General features: G+C 59.0%; 14 protein-coding genes. 6 read left to right on the top strand and 8 right to left on the bottom strand.

What is annotated here, in order from left to right; all coding sequences use genetic code 11:
• Positions 1-392 precede the first annotated feature (392 nt).
• The gene (gene fhuE / locus AABB92_RS11160) at positions 393-2,618 is read left to right on the top strand and encodes a ferric-rhodotorulic acid/ferric-coprogen receptor FhuE (protein WP_031374957.1); all 2,226 of its coding nucleotides are present in this window, start codon (positions 393-395) and stop codon (positions 2,616-2,618) included.
• 97 nt (positions 2,619-2,715) lie between these two features.
• On the opposite strand, the gene AABB92_RS11165 is transcribed toward fhuE, so the two are convergent.
• Genes AABB92_RS11165 through AABB92_RS11200 form a run of 8 tightly spaced genes read right to left on the bottom strand, consistent with a single transcriptional unit; the run spans position 2,716 to position 11,915 of the window.
• A complete protein-coding gene (locus tag AABB92_RS11165) occupies positions 2,716-3,561 on the bottom strand; it encodes a VOC family protein (RefSeq protein ID WP_031374958.1) in 846 nt (281 codons plus the stop codon).
• 20 nt (positions 3,562-3,581) lie between these two features.
• Positions 3,582-4,721 carry an amidohydrolase gene (locus tag AABB92_RS11170; RefSeq protein ID WP_031374959.1) on the bottom strand — a complete coding sequence of 380 codons (1,140 nt, stop codon included), beginning with the start codon at positions 4,719-4,721 and terminating at the stop codon, positions 3,582-3,584.
• 2 nt (positions 4,722-4,723) lie between these two features.
• Positions 4,724-5,833, bottom strand: coding sequence for an alkylhydroperoxidase domain protein (locus AABB92_RS11175; RefSeq protein ID WP_046289324.1), 1,110 nt, complete (start codon positions 5,831-5,833; stop codon positions 4,724-4,726).
• A 12-nt stretch (positions 5,834-5,845) separates the two neighbouring features.
• A complete protein-coding gene (locus AABB92_RS11180) occupies positions 5,846-6,850 on the bottom strand; it encodes a putative FMN-dependent luciferase-like monooxygenase (protein WP_031378073.1) in 1,005 nt (334 codons plus the stop codon).
• Positions 6,847-8,481, bottom strand: coding sequence for a dipeptide ABC transporter ATP-binding protein (locus tag AABB92_RS11185; RefSeq protein WP_046289323.1), 1,635 nt, complete (start codon positions 8,479-8,481; stop codon positions 6,847-6,849). The genes AABB92_RS11180 and AABB92_RS11185 overlap by 4 nt, the downstream gene beginning before the upstream one ends.
• Entirely contained in the window at positions 8,478-9,329 is an 852-nt protein-coding gene (locus tag AABB92_RS11190) for an ABC transporter permease (protein WP_046289322.1), read from the bottom strand. Before AABB92_RS11190 ends, AABB92_RS11185 begins: the two co-directional genes overlap by 4 nt.
• Entirely contained in the window at positions 9,326-10,267 is a 942-nt protein-coding gene (locus AABB92_RS11195) for an ABC transporter permease (protein ID WP_031377702.1), read from the bottom strand. Before AABB92_RS11195 ends, AABB92_RS11190 begins: the two co-directional genes overlap by 4 nt.
• A gap of 13 nt (positions 10,268-10,280) precedes the next feature.
• On the bottom strand, positions 10,281-11,915 hold the full coding sequence (locus tag AABB92_RS11200) for a TIGR04028 family ABC transporter substrate-binding protein (protein ID WP_046289321.1): 1,635 nt from the start codon (positions 11,913-11,915) through the stop codon (positions 10,281-10,283).
• 570 nt (positions 11,916-12,485) lie between these two features.
• On the opposite strand from AABB92_RS11200, the gene AABB92_RS11205 reads away from it, so the two are divergent.
• The 5 genes from AABB92_RS11205 (at position 12,486) to AABB92_RS11225 (ending at position 17,541) form a co-directional block, all read left to right on the top strand.
• A complete protein-coding gene (locus tag AABB92_RS11205) occupies positions 12,486-13,490 on the top strand; it encodes an MsnO8 family LLM class oxidoreductase (RefSeq protein ID WP_031377701.1) in 1,005 nt (334 codons plus the stop codon).
• 23 nt (positions 13,491-13,513) lie between these two features.
• Entirely contained in the window at positions 13,514-14,668 is a 1,155-nt protein-coding gene (locus tag AABB92_RS11210) for an amidohydrolase (protein WP_031377700.1), read from the top strand.
• A gap of 83 nt (positions 14,669-14,751) precedes the next feature.
• Positions 14,752-16,065, top strand: a complete 1,314-nt coding sequence (locus AABB92_RS11215; protein ID WP_031377699.1) for an LLM class flavin-dependent oxidoreductase — start codon at positions 14,752-14,754, stop codon at positions 16,063-16,065.
• Between the two features lie 11 nt (positions 16,066-16,076).
• A complete protein-coding gene (locus AABB92_RS11220; RefSeq protein ID WP_031377698.1) occupies positions 16,077-17,018 on the top strand; it encodes an ABC transporter substrate-binding protein in 942 nt (313 codons plus the stop codon).
• 10 nt (positions 17,019-17,028) lie between these two features.
• The gene (locus AABB92_RS11225; protein WP_031377697.1) at positions 17,029-17,541 is read left to right on the top strand and encodes a GNAT family N-acetyltransferase; all 513 of its coding nucleotides are present in this window, start codon (positions 17,029-17,031) and stop codon (positions 17,539-17,541) included.
• Positions 17,542-17,547: the final 6 nt, after the last annotated feature.

A 17,547-nucleotide genomic window follows, 5' to 3' on the forward strand; every position in this document is an offset into this window, starting at 1 on the left:
TTCTGTCATTCAAACAGACAACTTCAGTTAAATGAAAAGTTATTGGCGACGGGTTTTCGCTCCGGTTTGATAATGAATGTTTCTGTTACCAACCCCGACGGATAATTTACACACCCATCATCAGCCAATACCACCGATCTCTGATCCAGCCAGCGTTACTCGCCGACACTCACCAAGTCCTGAATAAATTCGCATCATTTGCTAACAAATTCTTGCAATGATAATCGCAATGCGTATATTTCTCATTTGTTTTAAATAAACATCACACCCGCGCCCAGGCGCTCAGGGAAGGGTTTTGGTTCCTCAAACCATCAGCAGGGCAGAGATGCCAGCAGGAAGCATGGTCGTGAACAGTGGCAGCATAAAAATCATAATAATTTGAGGAATAAACGATGTCTTTTGATGTTCAGCACGCCAGGGAAACGGGCGTGTCAGCCCCGCAGCGCCCGCTGCGCTACTCTCTGCTGGCCGCCATGATTGCCACCTCGCTGGCGCATAATGTCGCCAGTGCCGCAGAAACGTCTCCGCCGGCCGCCAGCGATAACCAGACCATGACCGTCAGCGCATCAGCACCGGCAGAGGGCGTGGAAGCGTCGTCTCCGGCTAGCGATTACAGCGTTCCGGTGACCCGCGCGGGCACAAAAATGCTCGGTACGGTGCGTGATGTGCCGCAGTCGGTCAGCATTGTCAGCAAGCAACGAATGGAAGATCAGCAACTTCAGTCGCTGAATGATGTGCTCTCTAACACCACCGGCATTCGCGGGATCAGTGGTGACATGGACCGCACCAACTACTATTCGCGCGGCTTCATGATCGACAACTACATGGTTGACGGCATCCCGACCGCATTCGCCGCCCGCTGGAACCTGGGTGACGCCCAGACCGACATGGCGCTGTACCAACGGGTAGAAGTGGTGCGCGGCGCAACCGGCCTGCTGACCGGGCCAGGCAACCCCTCCGCTGCGATCAACATGGTGCGTAAGCACGCCGACAGCAAAGAATTCGGCGGCACCGTCTCCGCCAGTTACGGCAGCTGGAACAAGCAGCGTTATGTTGCCGATCTCTCTGCGCCGCTGAGCGATTCGGGCAACGTGCGTGGCCGACTGATTGCCGGCTGGCAGGATAACAACAGTTTCATTGAGCGCTACGGTGCGAAAAAGCAGTTTGTCTATGGCGTGGTTGATGCCGATCTGACCGATTCGGCCACGCTGTCGGTCGGCTATGAGTTCAGCCAGGTGAATACAGACTCCACCATGTGGGGCGGTGCGCCACGCTGGTATACCGACGGCAGTCAGATTCACAGCCGTCGCGGCTACAACACCGCGCCGGACTGGGCCTACAACGATAAAGAGAACCGTAAACTGTTTGTGAATCTGAAACAGGACTTTGATAACGGCTGGAACATCACGCTGAACGGCGCGCACAACGAGATGCGACTTGACAGTAAACAGCTCTATCTGGATGGATTCTTTGATAAGAATACCGGCGTCGGATACTCCTCCTACGCCAATTATCCGGTGGTCGGCGGCACCGGCTACAACACCGGCAAACGTAAGGTGGATGCGGTTGATGCCTTCGCCAGCGGTCCCTATGAACTGTTTGGCCGCCAGCATGAACTGATGGTCGGCGTGAACTACAGCCGTCAGGACAACAAATACTTCAGCACCTTCGAAAACATCTCTTCCGAATCGCTGGGTAATTTTAATGATTTCAACGGTCAGTATCCGGAATCCGACTGGACGCCACGTTTGCCTGCCAGCGATACCCAACTGGTTCGCCAGAAATCAACCTACATGGCGACCCGCCTCTCTCTCGCCGATCCATTGCATTTGATCGTTGGTGCCCGTTACACCAACTGGAATCGCGAAACCCCGAGCGGTGAGATGGAGAAGAATAACACCACGCCTTACGGCGGGCTGATCTTTGATTTCGCTGAAAACTGGTCCGCTTATGCCAGCTACACCTCGGTGTTCCAGCCGCAGGATTATCGCGACGTCAATGGCGCGTATCTGGCCCCGGTGATCGGTAAAAACTACGAAGCGGGTCTGAAATCTGACTGGATGAACAGCCGTTTTACCACCTCACTGTCGGTGTTCCGAACCGAACTGGATAACGTCGGCGAAGCCACGACCCAGACGGTAAAAGGCTCGGGTGATGTGGCCTACATTGGCCGTAAAGGCGTGGTCAGCCGCGGCGTAGAGTTTGAAGTCAACGGCGCACTGACCGATTACTGGCAGATGACTTTCGGCGGCACGCGTTACATTGCGGAAAACCGCGACGGCAGCACCTTTAATCCGCAACTGCCGCAGACCAGCTTCAACCTGTTCACCAGTTATCGCCTGCCTGCGCTGCAACAGCTGACGCTGGGCGGCGGAGTAAACTGGCAGACCCACGTCTGGAACGACGTCGGTGCACCGGAAGGCAACGGCACCTGGCGCGCCCGTCAGGGGAGCTATGCGCTGGTTGACCTGTTTGCCCGCTATCAGGTCAGTAAAAACCTGACGCTGCAGGGCAACCTGAATAACCTGTTCGATAAAGAGTACGACACTAACGTCGCCAGCTCGGTGGTTTATGGCGAGCCGCGCAACGTCTCGGTTACCGCCAGCTACACCTTCTGATCATCGCTGGTCATCACCTTCTGATCTTCGCTGGTCATCAACGATAAAACGCCTCAGCAGAGGCGTTTTTTTTGCGATGTTCCGCTGGCTGCCGCCCTCAGGTAAAGCGTAAGGCCAGATGAAACCCCTGTCCCGATTCAACCAGAATCGCCTCCGACTGTTGTTCGAAGCTGACGTCGCCGGCCAGCAGCGCGGTTGTGACTTTGGTCAGATCGTCGGTAACAAAACCCAGCGCCACCATCCGCGCACTGCCATCATAATCTTCCGGCAGCGGCCCAAAGCGCTGCTGCGCATAGTCTGCCGAGGCAAAACGCACCGTGGCAGCACCGGCGCGTAACACAAAAGCGCCTTCCGGACAGGCGATAATTTTTCCGCTACCAAACAGGTGGCTGTAGACCTGCGCCGACAGGGCCGGGTCCTGCGCCACAATCACGAACTCACTGATATTGCGCACACCGTTCGGATGCGCCTGCCACGCCGGTTGCCACACCGCTTCCGGCGTCAGATGCTGACAAAAAAAACTGCGGCCGTTGGGGATTAAAGATGGACGCAGTCGCACGGTGCGAAAACGCGCTTCAGTCACCGCGCCATCGGGCAGGGTAACCGGCCGGTGAAAGCTGGCGGGGGGATCGCCATCCAGATCCTGCCGCTGCAGATGCTGATATTCACTATCGGCTTCGCTGCTCTTCCACACCAGCCCGCTCAGCCCGAGTGGCGCTTGCCACAGATCGGCACGGCGGGCGGCCTTGCCCGGCTCATAGCCTAATAACTCCAGATAGTTTTCGCCAAAAACAGCCAGATGGTTACTGGACCCCAGCGAGTGATGACCCCGTTCGGTCAGCTGGAACCCGAGGCGACGAAACAGCTCGCTGGCCGCATCCAGCTGATCGGCGACATTGATCACAGCGTGATCGAGAATCGGTTGTGGGACAGGGACAGACATAAGCAGATTCCTTCTTTTGGTCATTGTGCCGCCACAATCTGCAACGCGCGTGGCGCCAGGCGGGTGAAGTAGTTCACCGCAGGCTCGATCAGCGCTTCATCAGGATCGAAACCCGCATGATGCAATCCATACGTGCTGGCGCTTCCGATACTGACAAATGCCCCAGGCACCTGTTGCAGATAGAAAGCGAAATCTTCGCCGCCCATCTGCGGGGTGGCGGCGCGCTCGGCCAGATAGCCCGTTTCCTGCGCCAGTTCCAGTGCCACATCTACCCAGGCTGGCGTATTGATCAGTGCCGGTGGGCCTTCCGTCCATTCCAGTTCGGCGGTGGCACCAAAGCCGGCGGCAATGCCCTGAATTAATGCGCTAATCCGCTGCGGGATCTGCGCCCGAATCTCGCTGTTATGGGTTCGCACCGTGCCTTCCAGCTCGACGCTTTCTGGCAGCACATTCCAGGTGTTGCCGGCGGTAAAGCGCGTCACGCTCAGCACTACCGTCTCGAGCGAACTGAATACCCGGCTCGGCAGCGTCTGCAAAGCGGTCACAATGTGGCTGGCAATCACAATAGAATCGATGCCTTCCTGCGGCCGCGCGGCATGTGCGCCTTTGCCCTTAACCCGGATGACAAAGCGATCAACGTTAGCGTAGAACGCGCCCGGGCGGGTCCGCAGCGTTCCCAACGGCAGATCAGGCGCATTGTGCAGGCCAAAGATGGCCTGCACGCCCTCCAGCGCACCGGCATCGATCAGCTGTCGTGCGCCGGTAAAGGTCTCTTCCGCCGGCTGAAACAGGATCCGCACCCGGCCAGGCAGCGTGGCTTCACGCTGTTTCAGTTGCAGGGCAACACCCATCATCACCGCCGTATGCAGATCGTGACCGCAGGCGTGCATCACGCCCGGTTGCTGTGAGCGCCACGGCCGTTCAGTAATTTCATCAATCGGCAGCGCATCGATATCGGCACGCAGTGCGATCAGCGCCGGTCCGTCGCCCATCTCCGCCACCACGCCGGTTTTCAGTCCCAGCGGCAGCAGGCGGATGCCCGCCTGTTCCAGCCAGCGGGTAATGCGTTCGGTGGTAGCGAATTCGTGACTGGATAATTCCGGATGCTGATGCAATTCGCGACGCCACTGCACCAGTTGTTCAGTTGAAAACGATGTCATGGTTATCCCTGTTGTTGCGGCAGAAAAGGTTCACCCAGCGTCAGCATCAGGCGGTTCGCCCAAGCAAAAAAGGCACTGGACTGGATCAGATCGAGCAGGGCAAGCGTGTCCAGCCCCTGATCACGCACCGCATCGATATGCTGTTGCGTCAGCCGCGCCGGTGTGACCGATAGCGCCGCCGCGAAAGCGATCAGTGCCTGCCAGCGCGGGCTTTGACCGTGGGACAACACCGCACCCGGCGCGACGTTCAGCAGTTTCTGAATCGCATCATCCTGCTTCGCTAACTGACTGGCTTTGCGCGCATGGACCGACGCGCAATAGATACAGCCGTTAACCTTACTTACTACCGTTGCCGCCAGTTCCCGTTCAGCACGTGGCAGACCGCCCGCGGTGTAGAAAATGCCTTTATCGGTCAGGGTGCGCTGTTCCAGCAGCGGCAGGTTACGCGCCAGCAGACGGAAATAATCGGAGTCGCTATGACCAAATTTAGCCAGCGTAGCCTGTTCATCCGCACTGAACTCCGCCAGCGGTTTCGCCGCCAGCCAGGGTTCCCAGCCCAGTTCACGCTGGGTAAAGGCGGTAACGGCCGTCTTGCCGCTGGCGGTGTGCGGCGCATCGTGCCAGTGACCAGCCACCACCGGCGGCGCGTCAGCCTGTGCCACATCGCCCTGTAATGCACGCAGACCGGCCAGCAACCGGCTCTGGAAACTGATAAAAGCCACCAGCTGCGCCAGCGTGACAATGCCGCGTGGGCTCCAGCCCGCCTGCTGCAATTCGGCAATGTGTGCCGGTGCCGCGCTGACCGGTTCGAAGGTCAGGCGTCGAGCAAACGCTTCGGCGGCCCGATCGCGCTCAGAGACGCCGCCCGGCTGCGACGATCGCAGGTGTAAATAGTGTGCCTGCAGGCCCGGCTGGTCATGCCACTCCGCCAGCTGCGCGGCCAATGCCAGCCGTTCAGGCAGCGGAAAATCATCCTCCTGCTGGCCGAACAGCACCGCATAACTGCCCTGGGTATGCTGGGTGGCGGCGTGGCGGACCTGGCGCGCTTGTGCCAGGTCAGAATCGGGGGCGATATCGGCCAGTGCGTTTAGCAGATCGTCAGCTTGAGTCATAACGTGCTCCTGTTAGCGAGGTTCGCCAGCCGCACGAAGCGCTGGCGCAAGATGTTCGGCAATCAGTTCGATCGAGCGCAGCGTGTCAGCATGCGACGGCTCAACGGAGTGCACCTGAAAAGAGATATCGGTGACGCGCAATAGCGTGCTGTCCTGTGCCAGCGAGCGCTGAACCGTCGCGACATCCCCGACGTGGGCATCAAACTGCGCCAGCAGATCGTCGAAGCGTTCGCCGCGCAATTGATGTCCGCCCGCGCGATACTGTTGCGCCTGCTGGCGAATGCCCGGCTCGGCCACCTGGCGTGCATACGCCGTTGAGTCCGCGACAAAAGCGGTGCGGGAAGCGAGAATGCGGGGCGTCACGCCCGCCGGTAGCGCAGCCAGATAGGCATCAATCAGTGGGTTTTGCAGCGCATCAAGCGGTAACGCCGGTTGGTCGGCCGGGCGCGGCTGGGTGCGGGACAGCATCAGACCGTGTCCGCCCTGTGCCGCGCGTACCGCACCTTCCACGGAGAATGTGGCGATCCAGACGCGATCGGCCAGTTGTGTCGCTGCCGGATAGAGATGGTTATCAGGATGGCCGAGCGAATCGCCACGCCAGGCGCTGAGCAGGGTATGCAGATGCTCTGCAAACGCCACGCCTCGCGCTTCAAAACGCTGACCAAATGAGTGAAACGACGACGGCGTACCGCCCGATCCCAGCCCGATTTCCAGCCGGCCATCCGCCAGCTGATCCAGCACCGCAGCGTCTTCGGCGACCCGCAGCGCATTCTCCATCGGCAGGGTGATAATGGCGGTACCGAGCCGGATATGGCGGGTGAGCGCTGCAACGTGCGCCAGAAACAGCAGCGGTGACGGCAGCCCGCCTTCATCCTGATGAAAATGATGCTGCGCCACCCAGGCGTTATCAAAACCACATCGCTCCGCGTGCTGAATCTGTTCGGTTGCCAGCCGGTAACGCTGCTTCGCAGGCACCTTATCCAGCAGGCGGGTAAAAAAGCCGAGGCGACGGGTCATGCTGACTCCTTAGTCTTCAGGGGAAGCGTGTTCAATGGAATAAGAGGAGGAATGGCGTCGATTAATTCACGGGTGTAAGGATGGCGTGGGGATGAAAATAGCGTGACAACGTCACCTTGCTCTGCCACCTGTCCCGCTTTTAACACCGTTACGCTGTCGGCAATCTGCCGCACCGTGGCTAAATCGTGGGTAATAAACAGATAGGTCAGCCCCAGATCCGCCTGTAACTGCTGCAACAGGTCGAGGATTTGCGCCTGTACCGTGACGTCGAGCGCCGAGGTCGCTTCATCCAGCACCAGTATCTGCGGTTCGGCGATCAGCGCGCGCGCCAGCGCTACCCGCTGACGCTGGCCACCGGAGAGCTGATGCGGCCGACGCGACAACAGGCTCAGCGGCAGCGCCACTCTGTCGGTCACCGCCTCGACCCGCTGCCGACGCACTTCGCGGCTCAGGCGCTCAAAGTTACGTAACGGCTCTTCGATGATCTCAAACAGCGTCTGACGCGGATCGAGCGAGGCAAACGGATTCTGATAAACAAACTGGATTTTGCGTCGCAGCTGACGCAGTGCTTCACCGCGCAGTCCGTTGACAATATCGCCGTCCAGCGTCACCGTACCGCTGTCCGCCGTTTCAAATCCCATGACGATGCGCGCCAGCGTGGTTTTCCCCGATCCGGATTCCCCGACCAGCGCATGCGTGGTGCCGCGTGCCACCTGAAAACTGACCTGATCCAGCGCCTGTAACCGCTGTTGTTTACCAAGGGAAAAACTCTTTGCGATAGCGGTGACCTGAATCGCCGGGGCGGAAAAATGCGCGCGCTGACTCTGAGTGCGGGTACGCCGTTGCGGGGTGGCGTCCTGCAGCAACTGACGGGTATAGGGATGTGCTGGCGCGCTAATCAGACGGGCCGCCGGGGCGGATTCCTGAATTTCACCGTGGCGGAATACCATAATGCGGTCAGCCCGCTGGGCCGCCAGCGCCAGGTCATGCGTTACAAACAACACGGCGGTTCCCGACTCACGCCGCAGTTGATCCAGCAGGTCAAGAATGCGCTTTTGCACCGTGACATCCAGCGCGCTGGTTGGCTCATCAGCGATAATCAACGCCGGTTGCAGGGCAAGCGCAATGGCGATCAATACCCGCTGCTTCATCCCGCCCGACAGCTGATGTGGATACTGGTGAACGCGCTGTTCCGGATGGCTAAGCCCGACGCGGGTCAGCAACTCAATCACCCGCTGCTGACGCTGGGCGGTGGAACTCGCCCGGTGCAGGCGCAGAATTTCTGATACCTGCTCACCGATGGTTTTCACCGGATTAAGGGAATTGCCGGGGTCCTGAGGCACCAGACTAATCTGCGCACCGCGCAGCGAATCGAAACGCTTCTGCGACCACTGACTGATATCGACGCCGTTGAGTCGGATTTCCCCGCGATCGCGGCGGCCGTTATCCGCCATCAGCCCGATAATTGCCTGCGCCGTGGTGGTTTTACCCGATCCGGATTCACCCACCAGCGCCACCATCTCACCGGCGTTAAGCGTAAAACTGACATTGTGCACCACCGGTTGCCACAGATTGCCGCTGCGATAACTCAGGGTAAGTTGATCGACGGCGAGTAACGGTTGCCTGCTCATCGCTGGCCTCCTGACAGTTGCTGACTGATACGGTTAGCGGCGAGCACGACAGCCACCACCACCACGCCAGGAAAAGTGGTCAGCCACCAGGCGGTGGCCAGATAATTACGGCCTTCGGCGATCAGTAATCCCCATTCTGGGATCGGCGGCGGCGTGCCGTAGCCAAGAAAACTCAGGGTTGAGAGCGCCAGAATGGCCTGCCCAAACTGCAGTGCGGCATAGGCGATGACCGGGCTGAGCGCATTCGGCAGAATGTGACGCCACAGCACGGTGAAAAAGCGGCCGCCGCTGCCATAGGCCGCTTCGACATAGTCACTGTGACGGATGCGCACCACTTCAGCGCGCGCCAGCCGGGCGAAGCTGGCGATCGAGGCGGTGCCCACCGCCAGCGCCGCGTTCACCGTGCCGAAACCGAGCAGAATCAACAGGCTCAGCGAGAGTAACAGCGCCGGAATTGAGAGCAGCACATCGACCAGCCGCATCAGTACCGATTCGGTTTTGCCGCCTGTCGCACCGGCGATCAGGCCGAGCGCGGTGCCGATAACCAACCCAATCGCCACCGCAATAAACGCCGCTGACAGCGAGTGTGACGCGCCGTAAACGATGCGGGCAAACAGGTCGCGTCCCAGCTGATCGGTGCCCAGCCAGTGACCGGCCTGCGGCGCCAGACGCTGGGCGCCGGCCACGCCTTCAACCGGGCTGGCGTCTGTAAACAGGCCAGGAAACAGCGCCGCCAGCAGCGCCAGCAGCATCACCAGCACCGCCAGCCATAAGCCGGGCTGCACGCTGACTGCACCTCTCTTCGCCCGTGCCGGGCGTCGCGCCGCGGCATAATCAACCAGACTCATGGTGTGCCTCTCAACAGTTGTAAGCGCGGATCAAGCAGCGGCATCAGCAAATCCACCACCAGGTTAATCAGCACAAAGCCCAGCGCTGAAATCACCACCACCGCCTGCAGCACCGCCACGTCCTGATTATTAACCGCCTGCTGTGTGAGCTGGCCAAGGCCGCCCAGACCAAACACCGTCTCGGTAATCAGCGCACCGGCGATCAGTTCGCCCAGCAGTAAACCGGCCACCGTCAGCACCGGCAGCAGGGCGTTACGCAACACGTGTCGCCACAGCACGTAGCCTTCGCTGGCACCTTTGGCTCTGACTACCGCCACAAACGGACGGGTTGAGACCTCATCAATACTGCGCAACAGAATCTGCGCCAGCGGCGCGGAGATCGGGATCGCCACGGTGATAATCGGCAGAATCAGTCCCTGCCACGGCGAGGGATTGATCACCGGTATCCAGCGCAGCTGAAATGAGAATAGCTGTATTAAGGCGATCCCCAGCCAGAAGGTCGGGACCGAGATAAACAGCGCCGGCAGCGATTGCAGCAGATTACGCAGGCCGCGCAGCGCCGGATGGCGGGAGAGCGCCGCCAGCGCAAACGCCAGCAGCGTCGCCAGTAAAAATCCGCACAACGCCAGACGCAGGGTGCCCGGCAGATTAGCGACCAGCAGCTGGCTGACCGGCACGCCCGCCTGAACCGAATAGCCAAAGTCACCGTGCAGCATGGCGGCCAGCGTATGCAGATATTGCTGCCACAGCGGATTGTCCGCGCCATAAGCCTGACGCATCTCAGCAATCTGCTGCGGGCTGAGACCGAGATCCGGATTCTGGAACTTAATCAGTACCGCATCGCCCGGCAGCACCTGCAACAGGAAAAATGACAGGGTAAAAGCGGCCCACAGGACCAGCAGTCCCAGTCCTGCCCGATGCAACAAGTAGTGGCGCATCATCAACTCCGGTTTAATGTTTTTCCAGCCATGCGCCATACAGCGCCGGACGGCCTACCGCTTCAAACTTCACCCCTTTCAGCCAGGGTGCACCGGCATAAACCTGGGGCTCTTCGAAGATAGGAATGACGTAAGCCTGATCGAGCAGATAACGCTGCACATCTCCGGTCAGCTGGAGTCGTTTGCCCGGATTGACCTCGGCTGAGATCGCCACCAGCAGCTGATTAAGCCGGTCGTCACGGAAGTTTTTGACTTTGTCGCTGGAGCCGCCTTTCTGCAGCAGGTTGTCGCGGTTAGCCGGATAGAAGCTGCTCTTAATCACGTCGGGATCGGCACGGCCAACTTCGGTGACGTTAAGCGGGGTTTTAAGCGGATCGAGATTATCCAGTGTTTTACTACCGGCATCACCGGACTTCACCGTCAGCGCGACCCCCACCTGACGCCACTGCTGCGCCACCAGTTGCAGCACCTCTTTGTTCTGCGGCTGGGGTAAGGATTCATACACGGTGAGCGCCAGCCGCTGACCCGCTTTCTGACGAATGCCGTCGGCACCCGGCTGCCAGCCTGCCTGATCCAGCAATGCCCTGGCTTTCGCCAGATCGAACGTCAGTTTGTCAGCCAGATTGACGTAACCCGCCGCGCTTTTCGCTACCACCGAGGTGGCCTGCGGATAGTTGGCTGAGAACAGCGTATCCACTACCTGCTTCGCGTTGGTGGCGTGCAATAACGCCTGACGAACCCGGATATCGCTGACCAGCGGATTATCCGGGCGGAAGCTCAGGCTATCGTTGACGCCACGGGTCGGTGCGGCATAGATCGGGAAATTCTGTTCGCTGGCCTGTTTCTCATCATAGGCCTGAACCTGGCGGATAAAATCGGCCTGACCGGCCAGCAGCGCACCAATGCGCACGCTATCTTCCGGCGTGACCAGCACTTTAATGCCGTCCAGATTAGCCGGACCCTGCTGCTGACCGTTTACGGGTCCCCAGCGGTAATCCTTACGCGCCACCAGGTCGACTTCGCGCCCCAGCTTTTCATCGCTGACCACAAAGGGTCCCGAGCCGATAATATGGCGGGCATCGCCCAGCTGATCGAAGCTACGCGCCAGCGTGCTGAGTGAAACCAGCCCGGAGCCGATAGTTGCAGTGCCCTGCAGGAACCCCGGAGACGGCTGTTTAAAATAGAACTTCACCGTCAGCGGATCGATGACTTCACTGTGATCGTAATTATTGATCACCTCAGACACCGGCAGGCGCAGGGCTTTGTTACCCAGCCCGTAGGTATCGAAGTTTTTCGCCACCGCATTGGCATCCAGCGGCGTGCCATCGGAGAAGGTGACGCCGGGACGGAGTTTAAAGGTGTACTGGGTTTTATCGGCGTTGGTGGTCCAGCTCTCGGCAATCCAGGGTTCCACCTGCAGGGTTTCCGGGTTCTGCCAGGTTAACTTGTCGGTGATCTGATTCAGAATACCGCCATTCGGATAAAATCCGCCGGCAGGAGGATAGAGATTCGTATGTGCCTGCTGCTCCAGATAAATCAGCGTGCCGCCTTTGACCGGTGCGGCCACGGCATTAAAGGCAAAACTCCCGGCGAGTAAACTCAAAACCAGCGCCGGCGAACGCGGCGCACGGTGAAAAAACGTCTTCATAATGAATTCCTTTGTTATCAATTGTCTCAGCAGACGGAATCATCATCGAATGACGCAACACGCAGATAAACTAATGAATTGGTCAAAGCTTATCTGAAAAAAATCAATGCCCGAACAGGATGGCGTGTTCCGCCTTTATCCACCCGCCCGCTCCAATAATCTTCTGCACCGCACAACAACACCGCTGTTAAACCTCAACGCCGATAGCGGGCGTTAATAAAAAACAACGGGATATTCCCGCCGCCTTTACGGCAGCAGCCTTTTTAACCGCTGTTTTATTTAGCGATAAAGTGATCCGTGATTTAAAGTTCGCTTGTTGACTGCTTAAGACACTTTTCTGCAATCCATTGCCGATAATTTCGCTTTATGCCTGCAATAGCCGATTCATCAATATCTGAATAATTGATCAATAATCATAAGTAGCTGTTTTTAATATTATTTATAATCCATTCACTTTCCCTTTTCGCACTGATATGAATAAACTAAAAATAGATAAAACAATATGATGTTTTACCAAATATAAGCCTCGCTCCACACTGACCAGCAACCGGAATAATAAGGATCAGGTGAATGGCATATCGATTAAGTCTGTTAGACAAAGCGCCCGTCGTTGAGGGGGAATCGCCAGGCGCAGCATTGCAGCGCACCCTGCAACTGGCGCAGTTGGCTGAACAGTGGGGCTATCACCGCTTCTGGCTGGCGGAACACCACAACACCGCGCAGCTGGCCAGCCCGTCACCGGAACTGTTGATCGCGTGGATTATTGCCCAGACCCGGCATATCCGCGTGGGTTCGGGCGGGGTGATGCTCCAGCATTACAGTCCTTATAAGGTGGCGGAAAACTTCAATCTGCTGGCGTCACTGGCACCGGGCCGTATCGATTTAGGTATCGGCAAGGCGCCAGGCGGATTACCACTTTCTACCCGTGCGCTTCAGCTGGGTGTACAGCCGTCAGAGAAGGGCAGCTTTGCCGAACAGCTGCAGCTGCTGGATAGCTGGCTGAAACCCGACAGCCACAGCGGCGCTGATGACGATGAACGTTTGCATGCGACACCGCTGCCGTCACGGCCGGTGAACCGTTTTCTGCTGGGTGCCAGTGAAGAGAGCGCCCGACTGGCCGCCAGTCTCGGCTGGCAGCTGGTGTTCGCGGCGCATCTGAACGGTGACCGTCAGTTGCTGGAGCAGGTGCTCGGCACCTATTCCCGCCTCAGCAACGGTCAGCGCGCGCTGGTGGCCGTGCAGGTGGTGGTGGCCGATTCGCCCGCGGGTGCCGATCTGCTGGTGGCTAACCTCCGTCACTACCACGTAGCGGTGAAAAATGGTCCCGGCGTCAACGTTGCCAGCCTCGAACAGGCCGAACGGTATGTGCGCCAGGGGGGTTATCGTGATTACCTGATTGAGCCACGTACGCCGTCGCTGCTGAAAGGCACCGCCGCGCAGGTTCATGCCCAGCTGGATGCGCTGCACCATAACTTTGGTATCGATGAGTTCATTATTGATACGCCGATCAGCGAACCGGTTGCACGTCACCATTCGCTGGCCCTGCTGGCAACGCATCATCTGGTCGCAGCCTGATCGCCCTTCAGCGGAGAATCATCATGAAGCCGAATGCATCACAACTGATTGAATGGCGGCGCGAGCTGCACACCTGGCCAGAGCTGTCGGGTCAGGAGTTTGCAACCACGGCACGGCTGCGCCACTGGCTGCAGGAGGCCGGCATCCGGCTGCTTGATTACCCGCTTGAAACCGGCGTGGTGGCGGAAATTGGCCAGGGTGAAACGGTGATCGCCCTGCGTGCTGATATTGATGCACTGCCGATTCACGAGGCGAGTGGCGTACGGTTTCATTCCCGTCATCCTGGCGTCATGCATGCCTGCGGCCACGATCTGCACAGCGCCGTGATGTTAGGCGCGGCGGTACAGCTTCGGGCAATTGAGCCACAACTGGCGGGGCGGGTGCGCATTCTGTTTCAGCCCGCCGAAGAGATCGCCCGGGGTGCCCGTCAGTTTATTGACGCTGGCGTACTGGATCAGGTGCAGGCCATCTTTGGCATGCACAATGAACCGACGCTGCCGGTCGGCACATTCGCCACCCGCGGCGGCGCGTTCTACGCCAATGCCGACAAATTTATTATCCGCGTGACCGGCAAAGGCGCGCATGCTGCCCACCCGGAACAGGGTGTCGACAGTATCGTGGTCGCCAGCCAGATCATTCAGGCATTACAGGGACTCACCAGCCGCAGCTTCAGCGCGCTCGACAGTCTGGTACTGAGCATTACCCGGATTGATGGCGGCAAAACATGGAATGTCCTGCCTGGTGGCGTCGAGTTCGGCGGCACCGCCCGTACCCACGATCGCCAGCTGCGGGCCGAACTGGAACAGCGGGTGCGCACGCTGGTGGAAAACTTTGCCCAGGCGAGTGGTGCAGACGCGACGCTGAGCTGGCATCCGGGTCCGCCGGTGCTGGTCAATGATGATGACTGGGCGCACTTCAGCAGTGAGGTGGCGCAACAGCTCGGTTACCGGGTGCAGCCAGCCGGACTGCATCTGCTGGGTGAGGACTTTGCCTTCTATCTGCAACAGGTGCCTGGCGTGTTCGTCAGTATCGGCAGTGCCAGCGATTATGGCCTGCACCACGCCAGCTTCAATCCGGATGAAGCTCTGATCGCCCCTGCGGCAGACTACTTCGCTCAACTGGCCCAACAGGCGCTGCAACAGCTCAATGCGCGATGTCGGGAAGCCATTCTGACCTGATTTCATTATTTGCTGACATTCCCTTGCGGCTGTCGTGACGACCGCCGTTCAGGCAGCGCTATGACTAAAAAAGAGAGAGCATCATGAGCACAAGACAACTTCGGCTGGGTACTATTCTGCACGGCGCGTCCGGGAACATGTCTGCCTGGCGTCATCCGGCGGCTCAGGCCGATGCCAGCATCAGCTTTGATTACGCCAGAAAGATCGCCCGCAAAGCGGAGCAGGGCAAGCTCGACTTTCTGTTTGTCGCCGATGGTTTATACATCAACGAAAAGTCGATTCCGCACTTTCTCAACCGCTTTGAACCGCTGACGCTGCTGTCGGCGCTGGCGGGCGTCACCGAGCATCTCGGGCTGGTTGGCACCGTTTCAACCTCCTACAGTGAACCCTTTACCGTGGCGCGCCAGTTTGCCAGCCTCGATCATCTCAGCGGTGGCCGCGCCGGCTGGAACGTGGTGACTTCGCCGCTGGAAGGCTCGGCTAAAAACTTCTCGCGTCAGCAGCATCCGGAGCACGCCTTACGCTATCGCATCGCCGATGAGTATCTGCAGGTGGTGAAAGGCCTGTGGGATTCGTGGGAGCAGGATGCCTTTGTGCGCGACAAGCAGAGCGGCCAGTTTTTCGATCCGGCTAAGCTGCACACCCTGAATCATCACGGTGATTTCTTCCAGGTTCAGGGCCCGCTTAACATCTCGCGCACGCCGCAGGGCCGTCCGATTATCTTCCAGGCCGGGGCGTCAGAGGACGGCAAAAAGCTTGCCGCCCGCCATGCCGATGCCATCTTCACCCACCAGCCAACCCGCGAAGAGGCGCAGGCCTTTTACCGTGACGTTAAACAGCAGCTGGTGGCGAACGGCCGTCAGCCAGAGGATCTCCACATCTTCCAGGGCGTGAGCGTGATTGTCGGTGACGACGCCGACGACGTGGAGCGTCAGTACCAGACTACCGCCGCGCTGGTGTCGATTAACGATGCACTCAACTACCTTGGCCGCTTCTTCGACCATCACGACTTCTCACAGTATCCGCTCGATCAGCCCTTTCCTGATATCGGTGACATCGGGCAGAACAGTTTCCGCAGCACCACCGATGAGATCAAACGTAAAGCGCGTGAACAGGGACACACCCTGCGTCAGGCAGCACTGGAGGCGGCAACGCCCCGTCCCCTGTTCCACGGTACGCCGGAAGAGGTGGCAGACGGTCTGCAGCTTTGGTTCGAAACCGACGCCACCGATGGCTTCATTATCAACGGCGGCACCCCGGATACCTTCGAACGGTTTGTTGACCGCGTAGTGCCGATTTTGCAGGCGCGCGGCCTGACCCGTCGAGACTATCCCGGTAACACCCTGCGCGACAGTTTTGACCTGACGCTGCCGGTCAATCAGTTCACTTCACAATAAGAGCCTGTGCTATGCAAAAAAATAAAAGACTCATCGCCCTGATTATTCTGGCAGCCAGCGGCAGCGCCCTGGCGGACGGCACCAGCGTGGCGTACAACGGCCAGCGGGTCAGCCTCGACGCTAATAAAACGCCGATCCACAGTAGCAAGAACCCACAAGCGGTGGCGCAGTTGCCGGCCGGTCATCGCTTTGCGGTGCCAGGTTCATTTACCGTGGCGGTGGCGGCACAGAACTCTCCGCCGCTGACGGTCTTCTCCGATGACAACAAAACCCTGCTCGGCAGCGAAGTCGATATCGCCCGTCTGGTGGCCGACAGCCTCGGCCTGAAGCTCAATGTGGTGCCGACCTCATGGGAAGACTGGCCGCTGGGTGTCGCCTCCGGCAAATATGATGCGGCGATCTCTAACATCACCGTCACCAAAGAACGTAAAGAGAAGTTCGATTTCGCCACCTATCGCAAAGACTCACTCGGCTTTTACGTCAAAACCAACAGCCCGATCACCTCGCTGACCAAAGCGGAGGATATTGCCGGACTGCGCATCATCGTCGGTTCCGGCACCAATCAGGAAGCGATCCTGCTGGCGTGGGATAAACAGAATCAGGCGAAAGGCCTGAAGCCGTTTACGCCGATTTATACCAAAGATGATGCCGCCCAGACGCTGGCACTGCAGGCCGGACGAGCCGACGCCTATTTTGGCCCCAACGTAATTGGCGCATGGAAAGCGGCGCTTAACGGCAAAACCCGGCTGGTCGGCAGCGTCGATGGTGGCTGGCCGAAAGCAGCCCACATCGCAGTGACGGTGAAAAAGGGCAGCGGCCTGGCTGAACCGATCAGCACCGCGCTGAACGGCGTAATGAAAAACGGCGACTACCAGCAGGTGCTGAACCGCTGGGGCGAAGGGGTGGAGCGGATCGATCGTTCCGAAATTAACCCGGCCGGACTGGGCGATTAAGGAGCAGACGATGAGTGAAGCCATATTCCGTGAAGTTTCGCCCGAGGCGGCGGAACTGCAACCGATTCTGACCGGCCTGTTTGGCGAATATGCCGCCCGCTACGGCGACTATTTTGCCCGCCAAAAGGAGCAGGAGCTGACCGAGTGGTATCTGCCGCCGCAGGGATTATTCATCGTGCTGGAGCGTGACGGCGAGATCATCGCGATGGGTGCCTATAAGCCTTATGACCCGCAGACGGCGGAACTGAAACGCATCTGGACCCGCAGCGATCTGCGGCGTCAGGGGCTGGCGCTGGTGGTGTTACAGGAGCTGGAGCGGCGTGCGCTGCGGGCGGGGTATCAGCGGCTGTTTCTCACCACCGGTTTCCGCCAGCCAGAGGCGGTGCGGCTTTACACCGGCCATGGCTATCAGCCGCAGTTTGATCTGAGCGGGGATCTGGAACGCTATGGTCAGCCGCCGCACGATGGCCGGCTGCGTTTTATAAAAGTGATTGGCGTGCAGGACGTCGCACAGGCGAGTTAAGGAGGG

The sequence above is a fragment of the Pantoea brenneri genome, assembly GCF_038594305.1.
Lineage (GTDB): Bacteria > Pseudomonadota > Gammaproteobacteria > Enterobacterales > Enterobacteriaceae > Pantoea > Pantoea brenneri.